Source organism: Virgisporangium aliadipatigenens (genome assembly GCF_016863615.1).
GTDB classification, from domain to species: Bacteria; Actinomycetota; Actinomycetes; order Mycobacteriales; family Micromonosporaceae; genus Virgisporangium; species Virgisporangium aliadipatigenens.
In genome coordinates this window covers 149,263-172,098 of record NZ_BOPF01000019.1, presented here as the reverse complement: position 1 = coordinate 172,098, position 22,836 = coordinate 149,263, and the positions used below count along the sequence as shown (strand labels likewise).

The window sequence follows — 22,836 nt, the reverse complement described above, 5'->3', positions numbered from 1 at the left end:
ACGCCGGCCCGGGAGCGGGTCCCGGGCCGGCGTCCGATCAGCGGTCGATCAGGTGACGTTGACGTCGCTGCACCACATGTAGGCCTGGTCGAGGTGCGAGGCCTGCCAGATGAAGAACAGCACGCGACGCCCGGTGTAGTTGGAGGCGTTGACGCTGAACGAGATGTTCTGCGACGGCGCGTACCGGCCGGTCGTCAGGATCAGATCGAGGTTGCCCCACCCGAGGCGCTGGGTGGTCGGGTCGAAACCGTTCTTGCTGATGTAGACCTTGAAGTAGTCGGCACCGTGGCTGGCCTGGTCGTACAGCTGCGCCGTGAAGGTGCGACTGACGTTGGTCACCTTCCACTGCCCCGGGGTGTTCAGGCTGTTGTTGCGGGACAGGTTGTTGCTGCAGAGCGTCCCGTCCGGGGTCCTGGCCTGGAACTGCGCGCCGAGGCCGTCCCGCAGCGCGCTCATCCAGTTCCACATGGTGTCCGGGTTGGCCTGGAAGGCCTGGTAACACATGGGGTCCTCGGACGGCATGTTCGGGCTCATGTGGTTGCTGCCCCACTTCTGCCAGCACTGGTACGCGCGGGTGGCGGGGTTGATGATCGTGCCGTGGGCCTGGGCCGAGCCGGACCAGGGTGCAAGTGCGGCTACCAGGCCGAGCGCCAGGAGAAGCGCCTGGAGCGGCCTGCGGAATCTCTTACCGACGTGTCCGGGGGTGTGAGAGGGCACGTTGGATCCTCCGTTTCTTCGATATCGAAGATCATTGCTTGGGGGTTTCGTCAGTCTTGCATTCGCTTGGGTGGATGTCCATATTGATCTAGTAAGTGCGAGTACTTGTGAAATATTCAGATTCGCTGAAATTTTCAGCTCCGCGCGGACGTCGACCCGGGGCCTGCCAGAATTCGGGCAATGGTCGAGAAGCGCCCTCGTACGCGTGCCACCTATCACGGGCCTCCACCTGCCCGGCGCGTTCAACGCGTCTGCGCCGCCGCCCGATCGAGCGCCCGCCCGCTGAGCAGCCGGTCGGCGAGCAGCCGCCACAGCACCTCGGCCGCGGCCGTCGCGGCGAACGGCACGTACCGGTCGTCCTTGCGCGTGTCGGCGTGATCGGCCACGCCCTTCACCACCGCCCAGAACGGCACGTCCAGCCGATGTGCGACGGTCGCGATGCCGGCCGCCTCGAGTTCCACCCCGAGGACGGGTCGCACGCCGGAGGTGCGCAGCCGCCGCCACACCCGCCCGTCGTCGACCACCGCCGACCCGCTCGCGATCGGCCCCACGGCGACGGCGAACGGCATGCGTCGCACCGCCGTGTGATGGCGTTCGCGCTGCACGAGCACCCGACCGTCCGGCGTGAGCGCGGCGCCGTCGGCGCTCCACGTGAGCAGGCCGCCGGACTCCAGCGCGGGCAGCACGCGATGCCAGGGGCCGTACCGGTGCCACGCGGGATGCCGCCAGGGTTCCGCGGTGTGCGACAGGCGCTCCAGGAGCCAGCGCGCCGAGTCGCGCTCGGTCGGCTCGGCGTGGCTGGGCAGCCCGCGCGGCGACAGGTCCTGCGCGGCGCGCACCCAGGAGTCGGGCATCGTCAGGTGCCGGTGGTCCGGGATCAGCCCGCCGGCCGTGCGCTTGCCCTCGCCGTAGGAGAACGCCAGGTCCGCCACGATCACGTCGCCCAGCGCCACCTCCGCGGGGTTGCCGGCGCACACGCCGCTCATGGCGAGGCAGCGCGGGTGCAGGCGTTCGACCAGGCTCGCGGCCACCGACGCGGCCGCCGGCAGGCCCATCCGGGTGGCCCGCGCCACGGCCACCGTGAACGCGCGTCCGCCCGACGCGTAGGTGCCCGCGAGGTACGGGGTGCTGCGGTCCCGGTCGTGGTGGGTCCACCGGTCGACGCGGGCGCCGGCCGCCCGGATCACCGCCTCGTGCTCGTGTCGCAGCGCCGTCACCACGACCACGTCGATATCGCGCATTTCCCGCTCCTTACATCGGTTGTCGTCGAAGCGTGCGGTGCGCGGTTGCGGCGAACCTTGCCGCCGGCTTGCGATCCGTTGGTAAACCGCCTGGTCGGCGTCCTGTCAGATCTAGCGCAATGTGTAAATACGCCTTGGAGTCGTTCGACTACGCAGTGAGACTCGATGCGGGGGTGGTCCCGGTGGAGTTCGTCATTCTCGGCCGAACGGCCCTGTACGTGGACGGCGAACAGGTGCCGCTCGGCGTCGCCAAGCAGCGCGCGCTGCTCGCCGTCCTGCTCTACCACCTGGGTGCGCCGGTGCGCATCGACACCCTGGTCGAACACCTTTGGAGCGCCCGCGGCACCCCGCAGGCCCTGTACCCGCTGGTGAGCCGCATTCGCGGCGTTCTGGCCGAGGTCGGGCTGGACAACGCACTGACCCGCATCCCCGGCAGCGGCGCCTACCGCCTCGCCGTGGAGCCGGAGAGCGTGGACTTCCACCGGTTCGGCCGGCTCGTCGCGCGGGCGCGGGAGGCGTCCGCGCGCCGCCGCCACGACACCGCCGTCGCGCTGCTGGGCGAGGCCGTGGCGCTGTGGCGGGACGAGCCGCTCGCCGACCTGCGTGGTGCGCGGGCCGAGGCGTTGCGCACCCGCATCGCGGAGGAGCGGCTCGGGGCGCAGAAGCTGCTCGCCGAGAGCCAGCTGCGCGGCGGGCTGCCGGAGCGGGCGTTCGCGCTGCTGGATCCGTTGGTGCGGGAGCATCCCGTCGACGAGACGATCGCCCGCCACTGGATCGAGGCCCTGTGCGCCCTGGATCGGGACGACGAGGCGCGGGCCTTCCTGGCGACGTTCCGCCGAAGATACCGGCAACGGATGCGGCTGGAACCCACGGTCGACCTCCCGCCCGCGACGGTCCGGGGAAGAAACCCGGCGCCCGTACCGCGGCAGCTACCGAAGTCGATCTTCGACTTCGCGGGCCGCAAGGAGCTTCTGGTCGAACTGGACGAGGCCGACACCAACCTGATCGTCCTTTCCGGGATGCCCGGCGTCGGCAAGACCACGCTCGCGGTCCACTGGGCGCACCTGCGCCGGGGTCGCTTCCCGGACGGCCAGATATTTGTGAACGCCAATGCCTTCGGCGCCGGACCGCCCGTCGAGCCGCACGCGGCCCTGCGCCGTTTCCTGACCGCGCTCGGCGTGCCGGCCGACCGCGTCCCGCGCGACACCGACGAACGCCGCGAATTGTTCGACGACCTCGTCGTTGACCGCGCCGTCCTGGTCGTGGTGGACAACGCCCGCGACAGCACACAGGTGCGGCAGCTGCTGTCCAACTCGGCGTCCTGCGTGACGCTGGTGACCAGCCGCAACCGGCTGAGCGGCCTCACCATCCGGGACGGCGCCCGCTGCCTGACCGTGCCGCCGCTGCCCGAGCCGGAGTGCCGCACGCTCCTCGGCTCGGTGATCGGGGCCAGACGCGCGTCCTCGGAGCCGGCCGGCGTCGCCGAACTCGCCCGCCTCTCCGGCGGACTTCCGCTGGTCCTGCGCATCATCGGCGAGCGCGTGGCGGAGCGGGACCGCGCCTCGGTGGCCGACCTCGCCGGCGAGCTGAACGACCGCCTCCTCAGCGTCACCGACGAGGACGAGGAGGCCAGCCTGCAGTCGGTCCTGGCCTGGTCCTATACCGCTCTGACCTCGGCGGCCGCCCGCATGTTCCGCCTCGTCGGCCTCCTGCCCGGGTTGAGCATCGGGGCCGAGGCCGCGGCGGCCCTCGCAGCCGTCGAGGTCGGGGAGGCGGAGCTTCTCCTGGGAACGCTCGCCCGCGCGCACCTCATCACCCGCGACACCGGTCGCCGGTACCGGTTCCACGACCTGCTGCAGCGCTACGCGGCGGAACGCGCCGCGGCGGAGGAACCGCCCGCCGACCGCGCGGCGGCGCTGGGTCGCCTGCTCACCTGGTACCTGTTGACGGCGGCGAACGCCTCGCGCGTCCTTGCCCCGCAGCAGTCGCCCGTGCCGGACCTGCCGGTGCCGGGACCCGTGGTGCCGCTGCGCTTCGACTCCTCCGCGGCCGGCTCGGAGGAGGAGGCGCTGCGCTGGTGCGAGTCCGAACGCGCCACCATCGCGGTGCTGTGCCGCTTCGCCGCGTCGGCGGGCTTTCCCCGGCACGGCTGGCAACTGGCCGGCACCACGTTCCAGGTGTTCAACCGGGGCCGGCAGGACGAGTTCCTCGAACTCGCCCGGGTCGCCGTGTCCGCGGCCCGGCTCGACAACCACGCGGAGGGCCTGATCGGCACGCTGCTCACTCAGGGCGCCGCGCTGTTCGCGCTGCTGGAGGACGAGGCCGCGGCGCGCAGCTTCCACGAGGCGGTCGCACTCGCCCGGCGGGTCGGCGACGCCGACGCGGAGGCCGCCGGCCTGCACAACATCGCCTCATTCCACATCAGAACGGGCGATTTCGCCGCCGCGGCGAACGTGTACACCGCCGGCCTGGCGGTGTGCCGCCGCACGGGGAACGTCGTCGGCGAGAGCGCCGCCCTGCACCGGCTCGGCATGGCGTGCCGCCGGCTCGGGAGGCACGCGGAGGCGGCGGCGCACCTGCGACAGGCCCTCGCCGTCCGGGAACGCGTCGGCGACCTTCGCGGTCAGGGCGCCACCCACCACGAACTCGCGCTGCTGTTCCTCGACGCCGGTGATCCCGGACGGGCCCGGGAGCACTGCGAACGCGCCCGCGTGATCGCCACCCGGATCCACGACGACCTGGTGCGCTGCGACGCCTCGACGACGGCGGCGGACATCGCCCGCGCGCTGTCCGGGGCCGACGCGGCCGTGCGCTCGGCCGAGGCGGCCCTCTCCCTCGCCGAACGCCTCGACGATCCGATCCGCCTCAGTCGGGCGCTGGTGGCGCTGGCGGGTGCCCTCGCGGCGGCCGGGCTCACCGGACGTGCCGGCCCGGTGCGCGCACAGGCGTGGCGTTCGATCGAACGGCTTCCCGCGACGGACGCCGCACCGCTGCGTACCCGCCTGACGGATGTCGGCGTCGGCCCGGCGGGAGAGTATCGCGGCAATTGAGTGCGGGTGCGGCGCCGACGGCGGCCCGTAGAAAAGCCCGGGCCCCGAATAGGAGCCCGGGCTTCGCTTTTTGTCGGGTCAGGTGAAAATGCTGAGGACCGTCTCGGCCGCCGGCAGAACGAAGCTCATCCACGTGTACCAACAGGCCACGACGGCGGGCTCGATTATGTCCTCAAATTTCGTAACAAATTCATGTGGCACGGCCTGATCATTGTGCATCGAGCGCGCCAACACAAGGCGATTCGGAGCCTTAAATCCGCTTAAGTTTAAATATGCGAACCTGTGCCCATGAGGCCGGTTTTCGTGTGCCGGCAGGGCTTGCGGAACTCTAGCAAGGTGAGCCCAGGGTCCGTTACCCGCGCCGCCACTTCTGGACGGCGCCGCCGGTGCAGTCCCACAGCTGCAGCACCGCGCCGTTGTCCGGCACCCAGTCCTTGATGTCGACGCACTTGTTCGCCTGCGGGTTGACCAGGTCGCCCGCGCCGGAGAGGACCCACTGCTGCGCGCCGGTGCCGTTGCACTCGTACAACTGCACCTTCGCGCCCGCCGCCGTCGAGCCGCCGTCGACGTCGAGGCACTTGCCGCCGATGCGCAGGGAACGGTCGGTGGCCCATTCGAAGCGCTGCATCGGGCCGTTCCAGCAGTCCCAGACGATCAGCTGCTGGCGGTCGGCGAAGTTGCCGTTCGGCACGTCGACGCAGCGGTTGTGCCAGTTGCTGACGATCGTGGTGATCGGGCCGCTCTGCGTGGTGACGAGGTGGGTGCCGAGCTTGCCGAGGACCGGGTTGACCGGCTGGAGGTAGCTGTAGTCGTTCGCGTCGCCGCAGGTGCGCACCGAGCCGCCGGAGTGCATCCCCTGGGCCTGGTCGCCGGAGACGTGCGAGCCGCCGGAGTCGCCCGGCTCCGAGCACGACGAGGTGCGGGTCAGGCCGGTGACCGTGAACGTCACGTCCTGGTACTGCACGGTGACGTTCTGGGCGGTGACGGTGCCGCAGCGCCAGCCGGTCGTCTTGCCCGAACGGCAGTCCGACGCGCCGATCGACGCCGTGCGCGAACCGGCGATCGTGCTCACCCCGCCCGCGTAGTTGTTGATCCAGGGGCCGGCGTACCAGTTGCCGTTGGTGCGCGTGAAGTTGTAGTCGTTCGGGCCGAAGTTCGCCGCCTCGACGGTGCCGAGATCCACCGAGTTCGGGCCGAGGACCCGCCGGCCCACGCCGCCGCAGTGGCCCGCCGCGAGCATGCCGCCGATCACCGGCAGGCCGGCCGAACAGCCGCTCCACAGCGTGTCGTCGCGGGAGAACCAGATCAGGTCGCCGCCGCGCAGATCGGCTGCGGGCCGCGCCGGTGCGGCCTCGATGACGACCTTCACCTTGTCGGCGACGCCGGCCTTCGCCGCGAATCCCTGGGCGCCGGCCACCGCCGCCGGGTCCACCCGCACCACGACCGCGTTGGCGGCCGGGTCGACGTACCACTCGCGCACCGCCGGGCCGGCGTCCTTCGCATTCTCGTCCAGGGCACGTTTCGCGGCGTCCAGTTCCGCCGCGCCGCGCTTCACCACGGTGACGTCCGCGCCGGCTCTTCTTACGGCCGGGGCCGCGGCCGGGTCGGTCACGGCGACGGTGAGCCTCGTGCCGCGTTCCGGGATCCAGGCACCGGCGAACGCGTCCCCGAGCACCGCACGCAGCCGCTGCTCCGTGGTAGCGGCGGTCGCGTCGAGCCGCAGTCGCGCGGTGACGCCCGCGTCGTCGAGCCCCAGATCGCGGCTCATCGCGGCCCGCATCGCCGGGTCGGTGGGGATGTCGGGTGTGGGCACGGGCGCCCTGGCCGATGCCGGGGACTGCACGGCGAACAGGGCGGCGGCGGCCGCGAGGACGGCGATACCAATGCGTTTCATGGTCCGCAACATAGAATTATGTCGCTGGATGGAACATCGTCCCTTTTCCGGTACGTGTTGCTTGTCGACGAGACCCTTCATCGACATTCTTGACAATTTCGGGTCGCCGCCCGGTGCATGTGGTGAACCCTCTTCGAGACTGCCGGAGTCCCTTTTGGTTGACGGTTTCTCGCGCTCGGCGCGCGGGTGGGTCTACCGTCGGGTCATGCGACGGATTCTGATCTATCCGGTGGTGGTTGTATCCGCGGTCGCCGCGTGCGTGTTCGCCACCGCGACGGCCGCTGCCGCACACGGATACGTCGCCTCGCCGCCGAGTCGTCAGGCGTTGTGCGCGCAGCGTGTCGTTCCCGACTGCGGTCGCGTCATCTACGAGCCACAGAGCGTCGAGGCGCCGAAGGGCGCGCGCAGTTGCAGCGGCGGCGCGAGTGACTTCGCCACCCTGGACGACAACAGCCGCAACTGGCCGGCCAAGTCGGTGGGCACCTCGGTGACGTTCAACTGGGTGTTCACCATCCGGCACCGGACGGGCAACTGGGAATACTTCATCGACGGCAAATTGATCGCCAAGATGGACGCCGGTGACGCCGCGAACTCGGCCCAGACCAACACGTCGGTGACGCACACCGTCAATCTCACCGGCTACTCGGGACGGAAGACCGTTCTCGCGATCTGGAACATCGGCGACACGGCGATGGCCTTCTACAGTTGCGTCGACGTCGTCATCGGCGGCGGCGGCAACGAGTCCCCGCCCGTGACGAACGACCCGCCGCCGCAGCAGGGACAGCAGCAGAACGAGACGAGCCCGCCGGCGTCGCCTCCCGCGTCTCCTCCCGCCAACGTGGAGAACGATCCGAACAAGCCCGCCACGGAGTGGGCGCCGGACAAGGCGTACCGGGCCGGCGACGTGGTGACCTACAAGGGACAGAAGTATCAGTGCCGCCAGGGTCACACCTCGCAGACGTCGTGGGCGCCGTCGACCTACACGCTGGCACTGTGGCTGCCGGTGAAGCAGAACACCCCCCAGGAGGGCACCGCCACGCAGCCGGGCGGGCAACAGGGCGCGTGGGCGCCGGACACGCCCTACGCCGTCGGCGCCGAGGTCACCCACGGCGGGAAGCGATACACCTGCCGCCAGGCGCACACGTCGCTGTCCGGCTGGGAACCGTCGATCTACACGCTCGCGCTGTGGCTGCCCGTCTCATGAGGCTGCGTGCCGTCATCGCGGTCGTGGTCGCGGCGGTGCTCCTCGGCGGATGTTCCGACGAACCGAAGAAAGCGGCCCCGAACCCGATACCGACCGCGGACACGGCACACAACGACACCGACGTGATGTTTCTGCAGATGATGGTGGGCCACCATCGACAGGGCCTGCAACTCACCACCCTCGCGGCGCAGCGGGCCGTCCGCCCCGAGGTCAAGGAACTGGCCGCCGCCATCCGCGTCACCGAGTCCGAGGAGGTCAGAATGATGACCGCCTGGCTGGCGGCGTGGAGTCGACCGGACGTTCCCCCGGACACCCACGACGGACACGTCAACCACGGCGGGCAGCCGGCGGTCGGCCCGGAGCAGGTCGCGGGCCTGGCCGGGATGTCCGGGACCGCCTTCGACACCGAGTTCCTGGCCCTCATGGCCGGACACCAGGGCGCCGCCGTGGAGATGGTGGGTCTCGTGACGTCGGGCGGGCAGAACCCGCAGACCAGGGAGCTCGCCGAGCGCATCGGCAAGGCCCGGCAGGGCCAGGTCGCCATGATGATCAGGCTGATGAACGCCTGACCCGCGACCCGGCCGGGAAAATTCATGCGCGATTCGAGAACCTGATCATGTCCCGGCGGCGTCCAGCGAAGTGAGGACGACGATCGGGAGGGTCGAATGGCAGTCGTCGGCGTGGCCGGATACCTGCCCGCCCAGCGGTCCCGCCGCGCCGAACGCACCCTCGAGCGCGAGTTCGAGGCGTTCGCCGACGCGGCGGCGCCGCGGCTGTGGCGCACGGCGTATCTCATGTGCCACGACTGGCACCTCGCCCAGGACCTGACCCAGGTCACGTTGACCCGCATGTACGTCAACTGGGACCGCATCGGCCGGAGCGTCGACGTCGAGGCGTACAGCCGCAAGGTGTTGGTGAACGCGCTCTTCGACCACCGGCGGCGGCGCAGCAGCGGCGAGGTGGCCGTGCCGCGGCCGCGGATGCCGGAGTCCGCCGACGGGTCCGGAGACCCCGAATTGCGGGTCACACTCCTCGAGGCCTTGCGGGCACTGTCCGAACGGGACCGGGCGATCGTGGTCCTGCGGTACTGGGAGGATCACAGCGTGCAGGCGGTCGCCGAGATGCTCGACCTTTCCGTCGCGGTGGTCAAGAGCCAGAGCATGCGGTCGTTGGCCCGGCTGCGTCGGTTGCTCGGCGCCGCTCCGGATTTCGATTGAACGCTATTTCTTGTGGAACAGCTGGTTGTCCTGCTCCACGCAGTGCCACAGCACCAGCGGGGTACGGTCGGCGCTCAGCCGGTCCTTCACGTCGGCGCACAGCCCGGTGCGCACGTTGACGATGCGTTCCCGCTCGTAGCGCCACTCCTGGGTGGGCGAGTCGCCGCGACACGCCCGAACGGCGATCTCACCCGTCGGACCGACCGACACGTCGCGTAGGTCCAGACAGAGCCCGCGGGAGCGGATCGTACCGTCGTCGTGGAACGCCCACTTCTGCTCGGCGGCGTTCTTGCACGGCATGACTGTGACGGTGCTGCCCTCGCCGCCGCTCGTGAGGCATTTCCCGGACTGCTTGCCGGCGACCGCCACCGTCGGGACCGCGGGACCGGACGTGGACGGCGACGGCCGCGGCGACGTGGGGGAGAGGCTGGGGGACGGCGACGGGGCGGGCGGGGCGATGCGCTGATCCTTGCGGTACGCCGCCTCCAGGGCGCGCACCTGATCGGTGAAGGCCTTCGCGTCGGCGTCGACCCGGTTGCGGGCCCGCCGCGCAGTGTCCTGGCCGAACCGCAGCGTCACCAGCGTCGCGTTCATCGCGTCGCTGCCGAGCGGGGTCAGTTCGGTGTGCAGCTCGCACATCGCCCGGCCCAGGATCTCGATCGACACGCCGGCGTCCCACACCGACTCTCCCGGCGCGGCGAACCGCTCCCGGATGTCCGGGCGGAGTTGGGCGATCCCCTGCTCGCCGTCCTTGCCGAGGGCGTTCGGGTTGAAGCCGGAAACACTCACCAGATAGGCCGCCACGATGGGCGCGGTCACCGGTTCACACTTGGCGCCGGCCGCCTTGACGGGCGCGACGTACTCGTCCGGCAGCGGCTTCGCGGCGGCCGTTCCGGGGCTGCTCGCAGAGGCCTTCGGCGACGTGCCGGCGCCGCCGAACTCCGGCTGCTGCGCGTACCACAGCGCGTACGCCGCCGTCGTCTCCACGTAGTCGTCGGCCGCCGTCGGGATGCCCTTCTCCCGCTTCACCTCCGGCACCCCCACCCGGTACGCCGCGAGCGCGTTGCGCCACGGCTCGCCGGAGACATTCGCCTGACGCAGTTGGCCGACGAGGTCGCACATGTGATGGGCCAACGCCTTGATGCTGGCGTGCGGATCCGCGCGTTCGGCCTTCGGCCACGGGTTCCAGCGCTTCCACACGTCGCCGTCGAGCCCGGCGATACCCTCTCCGCCGGCGACGTTCTGCGTGGCGGCGCCCATCTCCGAGTTCGCCATGAGTTGTGCGGCCACCCGCGCCGGGTTCAGCGCCGAGCAGGAGCGCGCCGCGGAGACCACGAACGGCAGCGCGTCGGCCGGAACCGGCTTGCCCTCCTTGGCTTCCGGCTCCGCCGACGCGATGTGCACCCCGGCCGTCGTCGCCACCGCCACGATGACGGCCGCCGCGACACCGCCGACGAGGGCGCGCCGGGCCCGGGGCTTGAGGGTGACTCGTTTCATGATCGGTCCTTCGGATCGGGAACGACGTCGTGCGGAGAACCTGGAACGGTTGGCGCTACTTACCACCGGCCGCCTGCTTCGCCTGCTGCGCCTGGGCTACCTTTGCGGCGCTGCGGCGGGTGCGGTCGACGAAGGAAACCTCGGTGTTACCGCCGCGCCTCGACGCATCACTCAGTCCGCCGGCGAACAGCGTGTTCTGGGCATGGGAACCGATGGGCCGGATTGAGGTCATGTTGAGCGAGGTCATGCTGAGAGACGACGGGGGCCTGAACTCGACCGGCACCATGGACAGGTCCTGGACCGGCGAATTCTGCCGTTGCGGAGTGCTCACGAGGCTCTCCCGTCCGGCGAAGTGCTCTCTTTCGATCCGCTCCAGTCCGGGCGAGGACGCGCTCAGTCTGTCCGGAAGGGGCGCGGAGATACTGCGCTCGACCGGCGGTGACGACGAATACAGGTCGGTCCTGTCGGTCAGTTGCTGGGCTGTCCGTTCCTGCCAGGGGCGCCTGGGGCTCGGCGCCTCCAGCTGCCGCTCCGGTCGGGACGGGTCGACGAGCTGCGGTGAACTGCTCCGGCCGTTCTCGATCTGCGTTCTTGAGGGATCGACCTGCGCGGGACTGGCGTTCTCGCGTTGGCGCTCGGGCGGCGACACCGGCCGCATGAGGACCGTCGGTCCGTGCTTGCGCTCCATCGCACCAACGGCCGCCACCAGGTCGCTCTGGACCTTGTTGAGGTCAATCTGACGTGCCATCTGACGGCGCTGCGGCTCGTTCGCGGACTTCCATGCGTCGCTGTTCAGCATCTCCAGCAACGGATTGTCCTTGGCCAGCCGTTCCTCGTGGCCGGGCCGGCGCGGCGAGTGGGGGCGGGCCTGATGAGGGCTCACGTTCAGGGGCTGCTGAGCGTTGCCGAACATGGCCTGGCCGCCTGCCTGGCCCGTGCCCCGGTCGCCGGACTGGTCAGGGCCGCTCGGCTGCTGGAGGTACCGCTGCAGTCGTTCGAGGATCAACGCGACGATGTTCTCGACCGCGTCTTCGGGCTGTTGCGTCTGGGCCGGCGAACCCGGCGACTTCTGCAGCCGCTGCCGCTGTCGCTGTTCGGCGGGCCTGACATTGCGGTCGAGTTCCTCGGCGAGCTGGTACTGAAGCAGCACGTTGGACAACTCGACGACCGGGTGGTCATCCGGCAGCTCCCGCAGCCGCGCGAACTCCCGCAGTCTGTCCTGCAGGTCGTTGTGGGCATCGACCGTGCGGTTGACGTCGCGCTCCACCTTGTGCTCGACCGTCGGGCGAACGTCGGATCCGGCCGGCGCCATCGGGTGCCTCCCATCGCTGCGCGCTGCCAACACCTGTCGCCGTCAACAACGAACGAATTGGATGTCGGGTTCAACGGATCGCCCTGAACCGACAGTCGTGATGGTCCGTCGTATCGGCTGTGAACGACTCCACTGCCGATACACCGGATCAGGAACCACCACCCCCACCGCAGCAGCAGAGCTTGCCGTTCATCATCTACCTCGACGGCGAACAGTATTTCGACGCGTTGCACCGGCTGAGCCTCTGGGTGCATCACGTGCTGATGCCGGCGTACGGGCGCGAGGTCAGCAGCCAGGCCCCGTGGTGCTCGCGTTGGTGGGAACACCGCGAGGCGGTCGCGCAGCTCTACGGGCTGTGGATGGCGTGGTCCGACCTGACCGGACCCGATTGCAAACTCACCGGACCGGCCAACTTCCACCGCGACTACCTGATACCCACCATGGAGTCGATCCGGAGCCCGACCGGTCCCTTCGCCGGATGCAAGGCCGGCCACCGGGAGAAGGAAGCGCCGTACGCGGAGATCTTCCCGCCCGAGCAATTCTCCTGACGATATCGGGTCGTCCGGCGCGTCGCATTGCCGGACGACCCGATATTGCTATGCGCGTCGCTCAACGCACCCCGGGGCAGTTACCTCGCACTGCCCGGCGCCACTACATTCTTCTGCTTCTTCTTGCCGTGGCGACCGCTCTGTCCATGCGAGTCTCCGGCGCCTGAGGGCTGACCGCCCATGTAGCCCAGTTCGATCGCGGTTTGAGGATCCTTCTTCTTCAGCTTTTCAACCGCCTTGCGGTTGCGCTCGGTATAGAAGGTGTTCATCGTGTCCTGCGCGCTCCGCGGGAACTTGTCCCAGTTCTCCCGCAGGAACTTTTCGTCCCGCACCATGTCGTAGTGAGTGGGGCCGACCTTCAGGACGGTGGAGAGTGCCGGCTTGGCCAGCCCGGCCACGCCGCCGGCCATCTTAAGAGTGTCATTCTTCGTGTATTCGCCGGCGATGGACAAGCCGCCGGAGGCGATGCTGCTGGCCGCGGCTACCGCGGTGGCGGCCTTCCGGGCCCCGACCACGAATGTGGAGTCACCCTCCTGGCTCAGTCTCCGGGGGCCCTGCGTCCCGAACGCGTTCATGTCCGCGGCCGAGGTGTAGGCGTCTTTCAGGCCGCCGGCGGCACCGATCGAGTTCATGGTCGCCTGGGCAATCGGCTGCTGGGCCAGGCCTGAGATGGCGCCGCCCACACCGCCGACGCCGGCCGCGTAATCCGCGGCCTGCGAGCCGGCGTCGATGGCACGGCTCCAATGGCTGCGGGCCTGGTGGCTCTGCCAGGCGTAGTAGTCGTGGGTCCTTTCCTGCTCCGGTGCGGGAGGGTACATCTCGGTCTGCGTCCGCTGGACATGGTGCGACTGGCCACCGGGCGGCGTGACGTTGCCGTAGTACGGCGTGGTGAAATCCACGCCGTGACCAGGGTGCGACGAAGACGGCATCGACGGACCGCCATAGCCTTGGCTGCCGTTGCTGCCCTGGCTGTACTGGCTCCGTTGGTCCGGCGGAGGATAGTTGTAGGTCACTGTCGAACTCCTTCATTGATGGGAGCTGCCTGACGAAATCAACAACGATCGGTCGGGTCGGTGGGTTCAGCGAAAGCCGCAGGAATTGCTCACGTCAGGTCCTGCTGGATTTCGTGGTGTCCCACTTGAATGCCGCCCGTGCCGTGATCGCCTCGAATTCCCGCTTGGCCTGAGCGGAAATCGTCGACGCGTTCGGCTCCTTGTACCAGGGTCGAAGCCGGATGAGTGCGGGCCGGATTCCGGTTGCCAGCAACAGCGCCGTCCCTTTGGGCAGCGCCCGGATCCGGTCCGCCGGAAGCACATACTCCTGTCGATACGACACCGACCGCGACGTCCCGTCCTTGCTGCGGGAGACGCTGTCGGTGCTGACATCGTGCTGTCCGACCAGTTTCGACACCTTCTCGACGAAGTCCGCGTCATCGAGGCCCGCGCCGAGAAGCTTGATGGTGGCCGCGCCCCACATGGCGTCCATGCCGGCCTCGCCCCACACCCGCGAGCCCTGCTTGTAGCTCTGCAGGAGCGTGACGACGTTGATTCCGCGCGAACCGAGGTGGCTGTACAGGTCCGGCAGATCCGAGATACGGCACACGTTGGCCGCCTCGTCGAGGACCGCTGTCATCGGTGGGTCGAGGCGTCCGCCCATGCGTTCGGCGGCGGAGATGCCGGCACGCAGGGTCGCGTCCGCCAGGCCGGCGATCACACCGGCCGCCGATCCGCCGCCGTCCTTCGACAGCAGATACAACGTGTCCCGACTCAACACATGTTCTTCCGGCCGGAACTCCGGAAGGTCCGGGTCGGGCGTGAGCCACGCGAGGATCTCCGGGTCCAGCAGACACGCCACGCACTGCCGGGCGGTTTCGAAGATGCCGTCACGGGTCTCCACCGCGCCGCGCACGGTGCCCTGCAACTGTTCGGCCATCGCTGCCATTCGCCCGTCGCGCAGCAGGTCGATCGGCGTGCGGTCGGCGGGGTCGGCGAGCCAGCCCAGCAGGTCGTTCAGCGAGGCGTGACCGCGCGCCGCCGCGAGGAACAGGGCGGTGAGTGTGTTCTGCGCAGCCGAGATCCAGAAGTCCTTCTTGGAACTGTCGTCGTTGACGGAGGCGACGAAATGACCGGCCAGCCGGCGCGCACCCTCGATCGTGTGGCAGGTGGCCAGCATGTCCCACCACATCTCGCGCGGCGCGTGCGCGATGCCCTGCGGGTCGAACGTCCACACGTTCCCCTTCTTCGCGCGGGCGGCCCGCGTGACGGCGAAGACGTCGGACTTGTTGGACGTGAGCAGGACCGCGCCGCGGGCCCGCAGTACGCGGGGGATCGCGATCCCGGTGGACTTTCCGGCGCGCGGTGCCATCAGGTCGAGTTCGACGTCCTCGAAGGAGGAGCGCAGTTCCACGCCGGAGGGCTCCAGGTTGCCGAGCAGGTTGCCGGTCTCGTCCGGGTGCAGCTGCTCCTTTCCCTTGAGCGAGGGGCGCAGTTCCCGGGCGCGGGCGGTGATTCCCTTACGTGCCAGCACTTCCAGGTCCTTGCGGCGCGCCAGACCCTCCGGCTTGCGGAACTTCTCCCGCACCCACAGGTAGCCGAGCAGCGCGCTCGCGGCGGCCAGCGCGAAGACGAATGCGACGACGGTCCACACGACGAACGGCGAACTGCCCGGCCAGACCGCCGCGACGCCCTCGCTCGCCAGCTTTCCGTAGGTCGAGGCGGTGAACGGCGGGGGATTCCAGCCCGCGCCGCTGACGGCCGCCCCGAGCGTGCCGCCGGCCCAGATGACGGTGAACACCAGCACGTTCAATCCGATCAGCGCGAGGACGGCCTTCCAGATCGCCTCCGCGTGACGTTCGTCCCCGCCGGTCATACCGCGTACTCGTCGATCGGCTCGAACCCCGGGTCGATGTCGCCGGGTTCGAGGCTGCCGGAGCGCAGCGCATCCTCCAGCGCCGCGCGTTCCTCCGCCTGGCGCTCGGCGACGCCGTTCTGCACCCACCGCTGGTTGGTGTCGTGCAGGTGGCGTTCGGTGTCGGTGATGGCCACCTTGATGGGAATGCCGGGCCGGCCACCGACCTTGATGAGGAAGCGCCCGCGGCCGGGTGGCTCGTCGGTCGCCTTTGTCGCGGCCCAGCCGGGCGGCGAGGACCACGAGGACACCAGGTCGATCTCGCGGCGGGTCAGGCCCACCACCTTGCCGAGTTCCTCCATCTCGGCCTTGGGCAGCCCGGCGCAGGCGACCATGCCGGCGCGTTCCACGAAACCGCGGGCCTTCGCGCGGTCCTGCTCGGTGCCGATCGCCTCGGCGTCCTTGAGCGTGTGGGTGATTTTCGCGTCGGACAGACCCAGCGTCCGGTTGAGTCGGGTCAGCGCGTCGATCCGGTCGACGATGCCGGACGCGGCGCGCAGCGGGCGCCACATCTCGTCGAGGACCGTGAAGAACCACTTCCGCGGTGTGACGCCGGCGTCGGCGAGCGCGTGCGAGGCCGCGGCCGTACCGAGCCCCTCCGACCAGGCCGCGAGCATCGCCGCCGCGGTCAGTTGGGTGTCGGATTCACCGATGCGTGAGATGTCGATGCAGACCGCGGTCGCGTTGATGTCCACCTTGGTGGAGGTCTTTCCGCCGAACGTGCCACCGAGCGGCCCGTCGAGGATGCCCAGCAGCGAACGGTGCAGCGGGTCGACGGCGTCGCGGTAACGGCGTTCGCTGCCGCGGTCCAGTGTGATGCGGCGGACCGATTCGGGGCCGTCCGTGAGCACCTGCAACAGGTCCGGCAGCAGCGGGGCCCGGCCGGCGGGCGTGTTCTGCCGCAGCTCGCGCAGGCACGCGGAGAGCACGGACTGCTCGTGGTCGTGCACCGGCCCGGCCCGAACGATGGTCAGCAGCGCGGCCACCATGTTCAGCACGCGGCCGTGCGTCTCCTCCTCGAGGGCGGCGCCGGCCTCACCGCCGATGCGTTTCGCCGCGATGCCCATCGCGCCCGGGTCGAGCACGTTGATGCCGCCGACGCCGCGCCCGATGGTGATGACCTGACCGCCCAGTGCGCGCACGGTGTCCGCGTAGTCGGGCTTGAGGTCGCCGAGCACGAGCGGCATCACTCCGGTGGCGGACAGGCCGATCAGCATCCGGTTGATGAGGGTCGACTTTCCGAGACCCGGCATGCCGAGCATGAACAGCGACGGGTTCGAGATGTACTTCGCCCGCAGGAACCACGACATCGGATCGCCGCACACCGTGGCGCCGGTGTAGATGTGCTGTCCCAGCGGCACCCCGCTCATCGGCGCACCCGAGCCGGCCGCGAACGGCCACAGCCCGCACGCCTGAACCGTCGTGGCCCGCCACATGGTGGGTGCGTCCATGTAGCCGACCCGGCCGCCACCGGGTCCGGCCCAGCCGCGGCTGCTCGGGATGGCGTCGTCGGGACGGCCGTCGTCGTCGGGGATCGCCTGGCCGCGTTTCTCGAGGTGCTTGCGCCGCCGTTCCAGCCGCTCCGCCTCGCGCTTCGCGGCCCGCGCGCTCTTCTGCCGTTCGGCACGCGCCTGCTGGCGTTGCTTCTTCGACACGCGCTGTCCCGTGACGTCGTCGATGAGGCCGTCGGGCTGCAAAGGAACGCCGGTGAGCGCATTGCGTTCCCCCGAAGCCTTTTTGGGAAAGCCCGCCCCGAGATCGAGCAGGCGGATCCGGCGCTTGAGCTTGCTGGTCACATCGCCTCCTGAAGTTCCTGCGGAAGCAGGGTGAGTTTCCACGGCAGGATCCCGACCGGCAGGGTGCAGGCGAACGCCATGGCCTGCATCCGGTCGGCCTGCCGCACGGAGAGGCGGGAAGCGCCGAGCCGGTTGCGGATCGCGGCCGAGATGTCCGGCAGCTCCGACGGGGAGTCGACGGTCACGGTGAGCATCAGCGAGAACTCCACGAGGCCGGCCCCGGTCGCCTCCTCGGAGGCGGTCTGCTCGGCGGCCTCGATCTCGGCCGAGGCGCGGGCGCGCACCATTCCGCCGGACGCCGTCGCCATGAACTGGGCGGCCTTCCGGTCGGACTCCACGATCTTCGCCGCTGTCGCCGCGTCCACCGGCCGGTAGAGGATCGCCACCCGCTTGCGTCGGGTGCCCGGCAGGTCCTCGAGGATGCCGCGCAGCACGCCGGAACGCACCGTGCCGCGGGGCGCGACCGTGAGCATCCAACTGCGGGATACACCCGAGTCGTGCTTGTAGGCGTCGACCGTCTCGATGGCCGCCATCGGGCCGGCGTCGGCCCACTTGATGCCGGTGCGGCCGTGTTCGACCCGCGCCTCGAGAACGTCCGCCGCGACCGCCGGGTCGAACGCCACCCGCACGATGTCGGCGATGCCCTCGGCCGAGACCGGCTCGGCGGAACCACCACCGGCGCCGATGAGTCCGTTCATCAATCCGGGGATCCGGATGGCGAGGTCGGTGATGACCTCTTCCTGCGTCTTCTTCTTTCCGGTCGGAACGCCGTAGGTCAGCGTGACGTAGGTGTGCATTTCCGAGGAGGTCGACGGATAGCTCGCCACGACCTCCTGCATGACCGCGCGGGCGGCCGGTGGGGCGTCGTCGCGCAGCCGCGGCAGGATCTCGTTGGCGAGGCGCGTGCCCGGATCCGGCGCGGTCTCCACGACGACGGACGCGCCCTTGAGATTCGGCTCGTGCGCCAGCTGGGCCAGCCAGTCGCCCCACATCGCGACCCACGTGTCGACCTGGTCGGGGTCGACCAGCGAACCACCGTCGGGTTCGCACACGAGCACGATGACGTAGAGGTTCTCGCCGCGGTGGTGGATGACGCCGAACGGCCTGCCGTAGGCGTCGCGGCCCTCGGCCACCTTGACCCGGCTGAGCACACCCGGCGGGCGGTACCGGCCGCCGGGGCGCTTCGACAGCGGCCCGGAGACGTAGAGGTGTTCCTTCTTCGCCACCCGCCGCCGCCAGCCGATCCGCACGGCCACCATCTGGTAGAGGTTGCGGCCGTCGGCGGTGCGCACCACCATCGGCGCGAGTGCGATCGCCAACAGGAACAGCGCCACTCCGGCGACGTAGATGGACATCATCGTGGCGACCAGCACGATGATGATTCCGGCGAACACCCCGACCGTGCCGACCAGGCCGAGCTGTCCGAGCCCGGGACGCCTCGGCCGGCGCCAGTTCCCGTAGGTACGCGCGGTCTCCGTGACCGTGGTCATGATCTATCTCCTCGTGCGCGACGTCGCTTCATGAGTGCTATTTCCAGGCCTTGTCACCGTCGGCGTCGGAGACGGAGCTTGTCGCCACGCCCGCAACGATCTTGGTGCCCTGTTTGGCGGCGCCCAGGATCGCGCCGGCGGCACCCGCCGCGCCCGCGGCCCCGGCGGAACCGCCGCCGGACCGACCCGGAGCGCCGGCACTTCCGGACCCGCCCGAACCGCCGGGGTTCGACGCGCCGGACGGGCCGGACGGGCCGCGGGTGCCCGATCCGCCGCTGCCGCCGCTGCCGCCGCCGCTGACGTTCTTGGCGCCGCTCGCGAGGCTGCCGGCCATCTTGCCCATCCCACCGATGCCGCTGCCGATGCCGTCCCCGCCGAGTGCGGCGACCGCCGGGACGACGAGCTTGAGCATCGCCGGGAGCGCGATCGCCGACAGCGCCAGCACGCCGAAGCCGGCGATGCGCAGACTGGCCCCGCCGAACGCGTTCGCGCCGGGTTGCGAACCGTCGTAGACCATGGCGGCGCCGGAGTAGATGATGAGCCCGGCCGCCGGCTTGTACATCAGCCAGGCGACCATCCAGCCGATGTGCTTGCGCCACCAGGTGCCGCCCCACTCGGTCATGGAGGCCGCGGCGGCCAGCGGCAGGGTACCCATCAGCATGATCATCACGCCGAGCCGGATGTGCAGCAGGACCAGGTGCAGGATGCCGGCCAGCAGCATCAGCAGGGCCAGCACGAGCATCAGGAAGTTGTCGATGCCGCCACCGCAGCCGAACGCGCTGCCGAGGATCTCGAACATCGCCGCGCTGAACAGGTGGTCGGCGTAGTTCTCGCCGACGGTCGCGGCCCAGCCGACGACCGCGGTGCCCACGCCGGCCACCAGCACCATGCGCAGGAGGCCCTTGAGCGCCGTGATGCCGGGCACGCCGGTGCGTTCGAGCGCCATCCGGACCGCGGCGAAGATCAGCGAGCCGACCGCGAGGTAGACGACGAGCCACTGCACCTGGCCGTCGATCTTCTTCGACGTGCCGACCGCGAGTGTCGGGACGCCCGTCATGATCTCGGCGAACAGGGCCATCGCGGCGGCCAGCACCGCGCGCGCGATCATCTTGATGATCGTGCCGACGGGATCGGTGAACATGCCGAAGATGTCGGCGATCGCGTCGAGGATGGGACTGCCGGTCGAACAGCCGCTCATATCAGCCCTTCCACATCACGTAGCCGGCGGCCCGCGTCTCCGCGTTCATCGGCGTGTAGAGCGCCCCGTCGTCGCGCGGCAGAACCTTCCAGTCGCCGCCGGTCCAGCGCAGGGCGATCTCGGTCGACATGTAGCCGCCGCCGGTGCCGGCCGCCTGGGCGCCCTGGATCAGCAGTTGGACCGTTGCCGCGTCGGGTGTGTACGCGACGACGTCGAAGCCGACGAACGTTCCGGCGGTGCCCTGGCGCACCGGCCGGTCCGGCACGGTCCCGCGCATCCTGATGAAGACGTCGCGCGAGCGGCCGGGCGCCAGTTGGAGTTCGGCCGCCTTGCGCCATTCGGTCCCGCTCATCTGGGCGGGGATGACGTGCGCGGCCAGCACGGCGCCGGTCGGGTTGTGCGCGTAGCACCACATGAGGGCGCCCTCGGTCCGGGTGGGGCCGGCGCCGGTCGAGACCGGCACCCGCCCGCCGAAGAGGTCGCGCCACTGGACATCTCCCGGTTGTTCCGTGGGAACGACCGAGTCGGTGGCCGCCGTGCGGCAGCCCTGCGGGCGCGCGTCGCCGCGAAGTTTCACCGCCGCCGCGAGCGGTTCGGTCACCGTGTCGGGAGCGGGTGGGGCCGCGGACCTGTCGTCGCGCGCGAACCAGGCCACCGTGGCCATCAGGATCACCATGACGAAGAAGCCCGCGGAGAGCACCCAGCCGCCCTGCTGCCAGAACGGCGTGTCGGGCTCCTCGTCATGGGCGCGACGTCGTCTCACGAACAGCATGACGGTCCTTTCACCCTACGGGCTCGCCGACGACGAAACCGACCAGATACGCGGCGGTCGCGATGATCACGCAGCCCGCGAGCACCATGCCGAGCCGGCCGACGTGCTCCTGGTTCTGGCCCTCCTTGTACTGGAGCGACATCATCGTTCCGCTCACCAGGATCCCGAAGACGCCCGACGCCATGCCCGCCCACCTGAGGAGGCCGAGCAGCTTGCGCGCCGTCGTGTCGAGGTTGGTTCCGCCGAGTTCCGGCTTCGGTTTCGGGACCGGAACGTTCGCCATCGCCGTCATCACGGCGTCGAGGGTTTCCGTTGACAGTGCGCGCATCGGTAGCCGTCCGGGTCGTGTGGTCCCCGTCGCCGGCCGGGCATGACGCGCCGCCCGGCGACGAGGTCCGAGGTCACGGGAAGAGGGTGGAGATGATCGGTCCGGCCGTGGAGACCAGGACGCAGCCGCCGAGCACCATGCCCAGGCGCGACAGATGTTCCGAACTCTCACCGCGCTTGTGGGACAGCGTCATCATCGCGCCGGTGATCAGGATGCCGAGCACGCCGGCCGCGGTCCCGGCCCACGCCACCAGACCGAAGACCTTCTTCACCATGGTGGACAGCTGACCGACCTCGACACCCTTGTCCGGCTCCGGAACGCCCACCGGCACCCCGAGCACGGTGCCCAGCCAGTCGGTCAGCTTCACATAGACAAAGATCGATATGTTGTTCACGGGTACTCCCTTGACTGAAGACGTTGCGGGATAAGGGGATCAGATGTTGAACGGGCCGGCGAACTCCACGATGGGTCCGGCCGCCGAGGCGATGATGCAGGCCATCACGACGATGACGCCGTGCCGGTAGTAGGTGGCACCCTCGCCCGGTTCGCCGCGCCGGAACTGGAGTGCCAGGTTCATGCCGACCAGGAGGAGTCCGGCCACCCCGGCCGCGGAACTGCACCACGCCAGCAGGTTGAGCAGCTTGTCCGCCTCCGGCAGGGGCGAGTAGTTGGAAATCACCGGCGGCGGCGAAGCGGCGAGCACCCTCGACGGGTGGAGAAGGTCCAGCATCGTCAGTTCCTTTCGACGTCCGCCAGGGCGGCCAACCGGTGCAGTTCCCGCGGTGTCCGCTTGGCTTCGCTGCCGAGGCGCCACTCCGGGATCCAGGGGATTCGGTGGATCGGTACCGCCGAGCGCAGCACCCGGATCCGGCGGGCCAGACGCATCGGCAGGCGCCCGGGAGCGTCCGCGACGAGTACCAGTGACACCACCTCCATTCCCACAGGGTGTCTGCCTTCGCGGATGGCGTTCAGGGCGCGCGAGGACGCCCATACGCCGCTCGAGTTGGTCCGGGCGACCAGAAGCACCCGCGCGGGTTCGCCCGCCTCGGGGTCGGGCCAGCGGCAACCGAGATCCGTGCCGCCGATGACGCTCGCGAGCGTGCTCACCCCGGCGCCCCCGTGCACGCCGACCCACGCGACGCCGCGTGTGGAGAGCCGCCCTCCGGTCTCCGGCCGGGGTTTCGCCTCGGGCGGCGGGACCGTCGGCGGTTGCCGGACCGGAGGCTGCTTCTCGAGGCGTTCGATGGTGGCGATGCCTCCCGGCGCCCGGTCCTCCAACTGCGGTTCCTGTCCGCCCAGTGTGCGCAGGTCCCCCGAACTCCATTCGCGCGAGATCTCCTCCTCCGGAGGTTCCGGCCAGACCGGTGCCGCTGACACTTTGCGGCGTTGAAATCGACGGGCCGTGGGCACCCGTTACTCACCTCCCCGTCGGCGGTGGACCGGTTTCGACGTTGAACTTCGTAGCGAAATTTTCGTTGTCATTGACGTGTCAGATCTCTCGACGCAAACAACAACGGTCGGCCGTTCGAGGCGGTTCAAGGAGACGTGAAATCAATATTGGGTATGCCCCGGCGACCCTGAAGGAGGACGTATGGCGGGTCCAGCTGCGGCCGCTTCCGGCGCGGGTAAAGGCGCCGCGCGGCTTCGCGCAAGCAAGCCCCCGAA

At 69.9% G+C, this 22,836-nt stretch carries 20 protein-coding genes; 5 read left to right on the top strand and 15 right to left on the bottom strand.

Annotated features, from left to right (window positions below):
• Window positions 1-48 precede the first annotated feature (48 nt).
• Both Val02_RS25345 and Val02_RS25340 read right to left on the bottom strand, forming a co-directional pair.
• Complete coding sequence (locus Val02_RS25345) at window positions 49-717, bottom strand: lytic polysaccharide monooxygenase (protein WP_203901695.1); 669 nt, start codon at window positions 715-717, stop codon at window positions 49-51.
• 242 nt (window positions 718-959) lie between these two features.
• Window positions 960-1,958, bottom strand: a complete 999-nt coding sequence (locus Val02_RS25340) for a 5'-methylthioadenosine/S-adenosylhomocysteine nucleosidase family protein (RefSeq protein WP_203901694.1) — start codon at window positions 1,956-1,958, stop codon at window positions 960-962.
• Window positions 1,959-2,140: 182 nt separating this feature from the next.
• Between Val02_RS25340 and Val02_RS25335 the strand changes: the two genes are divergently transcribed.
• A complete protein-coding gene (locus Val02_RS25335) occupies window positions 2,141-5,008 on the top strand; it encodes an AfsR/SARP family transcriptional regulator (RefSeq protein WP_203901693.1) in 2,868 nt (955 codons plus the stop codon).
• Window positions 5,009-5,360: 352 nt separating this feature from the next.
• On the opposite strand, the gene Val02_RS25330 is transcribed toward Val02_RS25335, so the two are convergent.
• Window positions 5,361-6,902 carry a ricin-type beta-trefoil lectin domain protein gene (locus Val02_RS25330; RefSeq protein ID WP_239153321.1) on the bottom strand — a complete coding sequence of 514 codons (1,542 nt, stop codon included), beginning with the start codon at window positions 6,900-6,902 and terminating at the stop codon, window positions 5,361-5,363.
• A gap of 205 nt (window positions 6,903-7,107) precedes the next feature.
• Here Val02_RS25330 and Val02_RS25325 point away from each other — a divergent pair, with 205 nt between their 5' ends.
• The 3 genes from Val02_RS25325 to Val02_RS25315 all read left to right on the top strand — a co-directional run bounded on the left by Val02_RS25325 (window position 7,108) and on the right by Val02_RS25315 (window position 9,323).
• Window positions 7,108-8,106 carry a carbohydrate-binding protein gene (locus Val02_RS25325; RefSeq protein WP_239153320.1) on the top strand — a complete coding sequence of 333 codons (999 nt, stop codon included), beginning with the start codon at window positions 7,108-7,110 and terminating at the stop codon, window positions 8,104-8,106.
• A complete protein-coding gene (locus tag Val02_RS25320) occupies window positions 8,088-8,675 on the top strand; it encodes a DUF305 domain-containing protein (RefSeq protein ID WP_203901691.1) in 588 nt (195 codons plus the stop codon). Before Val02_RS25325 ends, Val02_RS25320 begins: the two co-directional genes overlap by 19 nt.
• 96 nt (window positions 8,676-8,771) lie before the next feature.
• Entirely contained in the window at window positions 8,772-9,323 is a 552-nt protein-coding gene (locus tag Val02_RS25315; RefSeq protein WP_203901690.1) for a SigE family RNA polymerase sigma factor, read from the top strand.
• A 3-nt stretch (window positions 9,324-9,326) separates the two neighbouring features.
• Here the strand turns inward: Val02_RS25315 and Val02_RS25310 are convergent, their stop codons facing one another.
• Window positions 9,327-10,820, bottom strand: coding sequence for an RICIN domain-containing protein (locus Val02_RS25310; protein WP_203901689.1), 1,494 nt, complete (start codon window positions 10,818-10,820; stop codon window positions 9,327-9,329).
• Between the two features lie 55 nt (window positions 10,821-10,875).
• Window positions 10,876-12,132 (bottom strand): hypothetical protein, encoded by a 1,257-nt coding sequence (locus Val02_RS25305; RefSeq protein ID WP_203901688.1) that lies wholly within the window; start codon window positions 12,130-12,132, stop codon window positions 10,876-10,878.
• 182 nt (window positions 12,133-12,314) lie between these two features.
• On the opposite strand from Val02_RS25305, the gene Val02_RS25300 reads away from it, so the two are divergent.
• Window positions 12,315-12,680: a DUF4913 domain-containing protein gene (locus Val02_RS25300; RefSeq protein ID WP_239153319.1), complete on the top strand. Its 366-nt coding sequence runs from the start codon at window positions 12,315-12,317 to the stop codon at window positions 12,678-12,680.
• A gap of 80 nt (window positions 12,681-12,760) precedes the next feature.
• Here the strand turns inward: Val02_RS25300 and Val02_RS25295 are convergent, their stop codons facing one another.
• The 10 genes from Val02_RS25295 to Val02_RS25250 all read right to left on the bottom strand — a co-directional run bounded on the left by Val02_RS25295 (window position 12,761) and on the right by Val02_RS25250 (window position 22,548).
• Entirely contained in the window at window positions 12,761-13,693 is a 933-nt protein-coding gene (locus Val02_RS25295) for a hypothetical protein (protein ID WP_203901687.1), read from the bottom strand.
• A 94-nt stretch (window positions 13,694-13,787) separates the two neighbouring features.
• Complete coding sequence (locus tag Val02_RS25290; protein WP_203901686.1) at window positions 13,788-15,548, bottom strand: type IV secretory system conjugative DNA transfer family protein; 1,761 nt, start codon at window positions 15,546-15,548, stop codon at window positions 13,788-13,790.
• Entirely contained in the window at window positions 15,545-17,383 is a 1,839-nt protein-coding gene (locus Val02_RS25285; protein WP_239153318.1) for a putative type IV secretion/conjugal transfer ATPase, read from the bottom strand. Before Val02_RS25285 ends, Val02_RS25290 begins: the two co-directional genes overlap by 4 nt.
• On the bottom strand, window positions 17,380-18,873 hold the full coding sequence (locus tag Val02_RS25280; protein WP_203901685.1) for an SCO6880 family protein: 1,494 nt from the start codon (window positions 18,871-18,873) through the stop codon (window positions 17,380-17,382). The genes Val02_RS25285 and Val02_RS25280 overlap by 4 nt, the downstream gene beginning before the upstream one ends.
• Before the next feature lie 37 nt (window positions 18,874-18,910).
• Window positions 18,911-20,071, bottom strand: a complete 1,161-nt coding sequence (locus tag Val02_RS25275; RefSeq protein WP_203901684.1) for a hypothetical protein — start codon at window positions 20,069-20,071, stop codon at window positions 18,911-18,913.
• A gap of 1 nt (window position 20,072) precedes the next feature.
• On the bottom strand, window positions 20,073-20,843 hold the full coding sequence (locus tag Val02_RS25270; protein ID WP_203901683.1) for a DUF8175 domain-containg protein: 771 nt from the start codon (window positions 20,841-20,843) through the stop codon (window positions 20,073-20,075).
• Window positions 20,844-20,853: 10 nt separating this feature from the next.
• Window positions 20,854-21,171 (bottom strand): hypothetical protein, encoded by a 318-nt coding sequence (locus Val02_RS25265; RefSeq protein WP_203901682.1) that lies wholly within the window; start codon window positions 21,169-21,171, stop codon window positions 20,854-20,856.
• Window positions 21,172-21,244: 73 nt separating this feature from the next.
• Complete coding sequence (locus Val02_RS25260; protein WP_203901681.1) at window positions 21,245-21,565, bottom strand: hypothetical protein; 321 nt, start codon at window positions 21,563-21,565, stop codon at window positions 21,245-21,247.
• Between the two features lie 39 nt (window positions 21,566-21,604).
• Window positions 21,605-21,901, bottom strand: a complete 297-nt coding sequence (locus tag Val02_RS25255) for a hypothetical protein (protein WP_203901680.1) — start codon at window positions 21,899-21,901, stop codon at window positions 21,605-21,607.
• Window positions 21,902-21,903: 2 nt separating this feature from the next.
• On the bottom strand, window positions 21,904-22,548 hold the full coding sequence (locus Val02_RS25250; RefSeq protein ID WP_203901679.1) for a DUF6668 family protein: 645 nt from the start codon (window positions 22,546-22,548) through the stop codon (window positions 21,904-21,906).
• Window positions 22,549-22,836 lie beyond the last annotated feature (288 nt).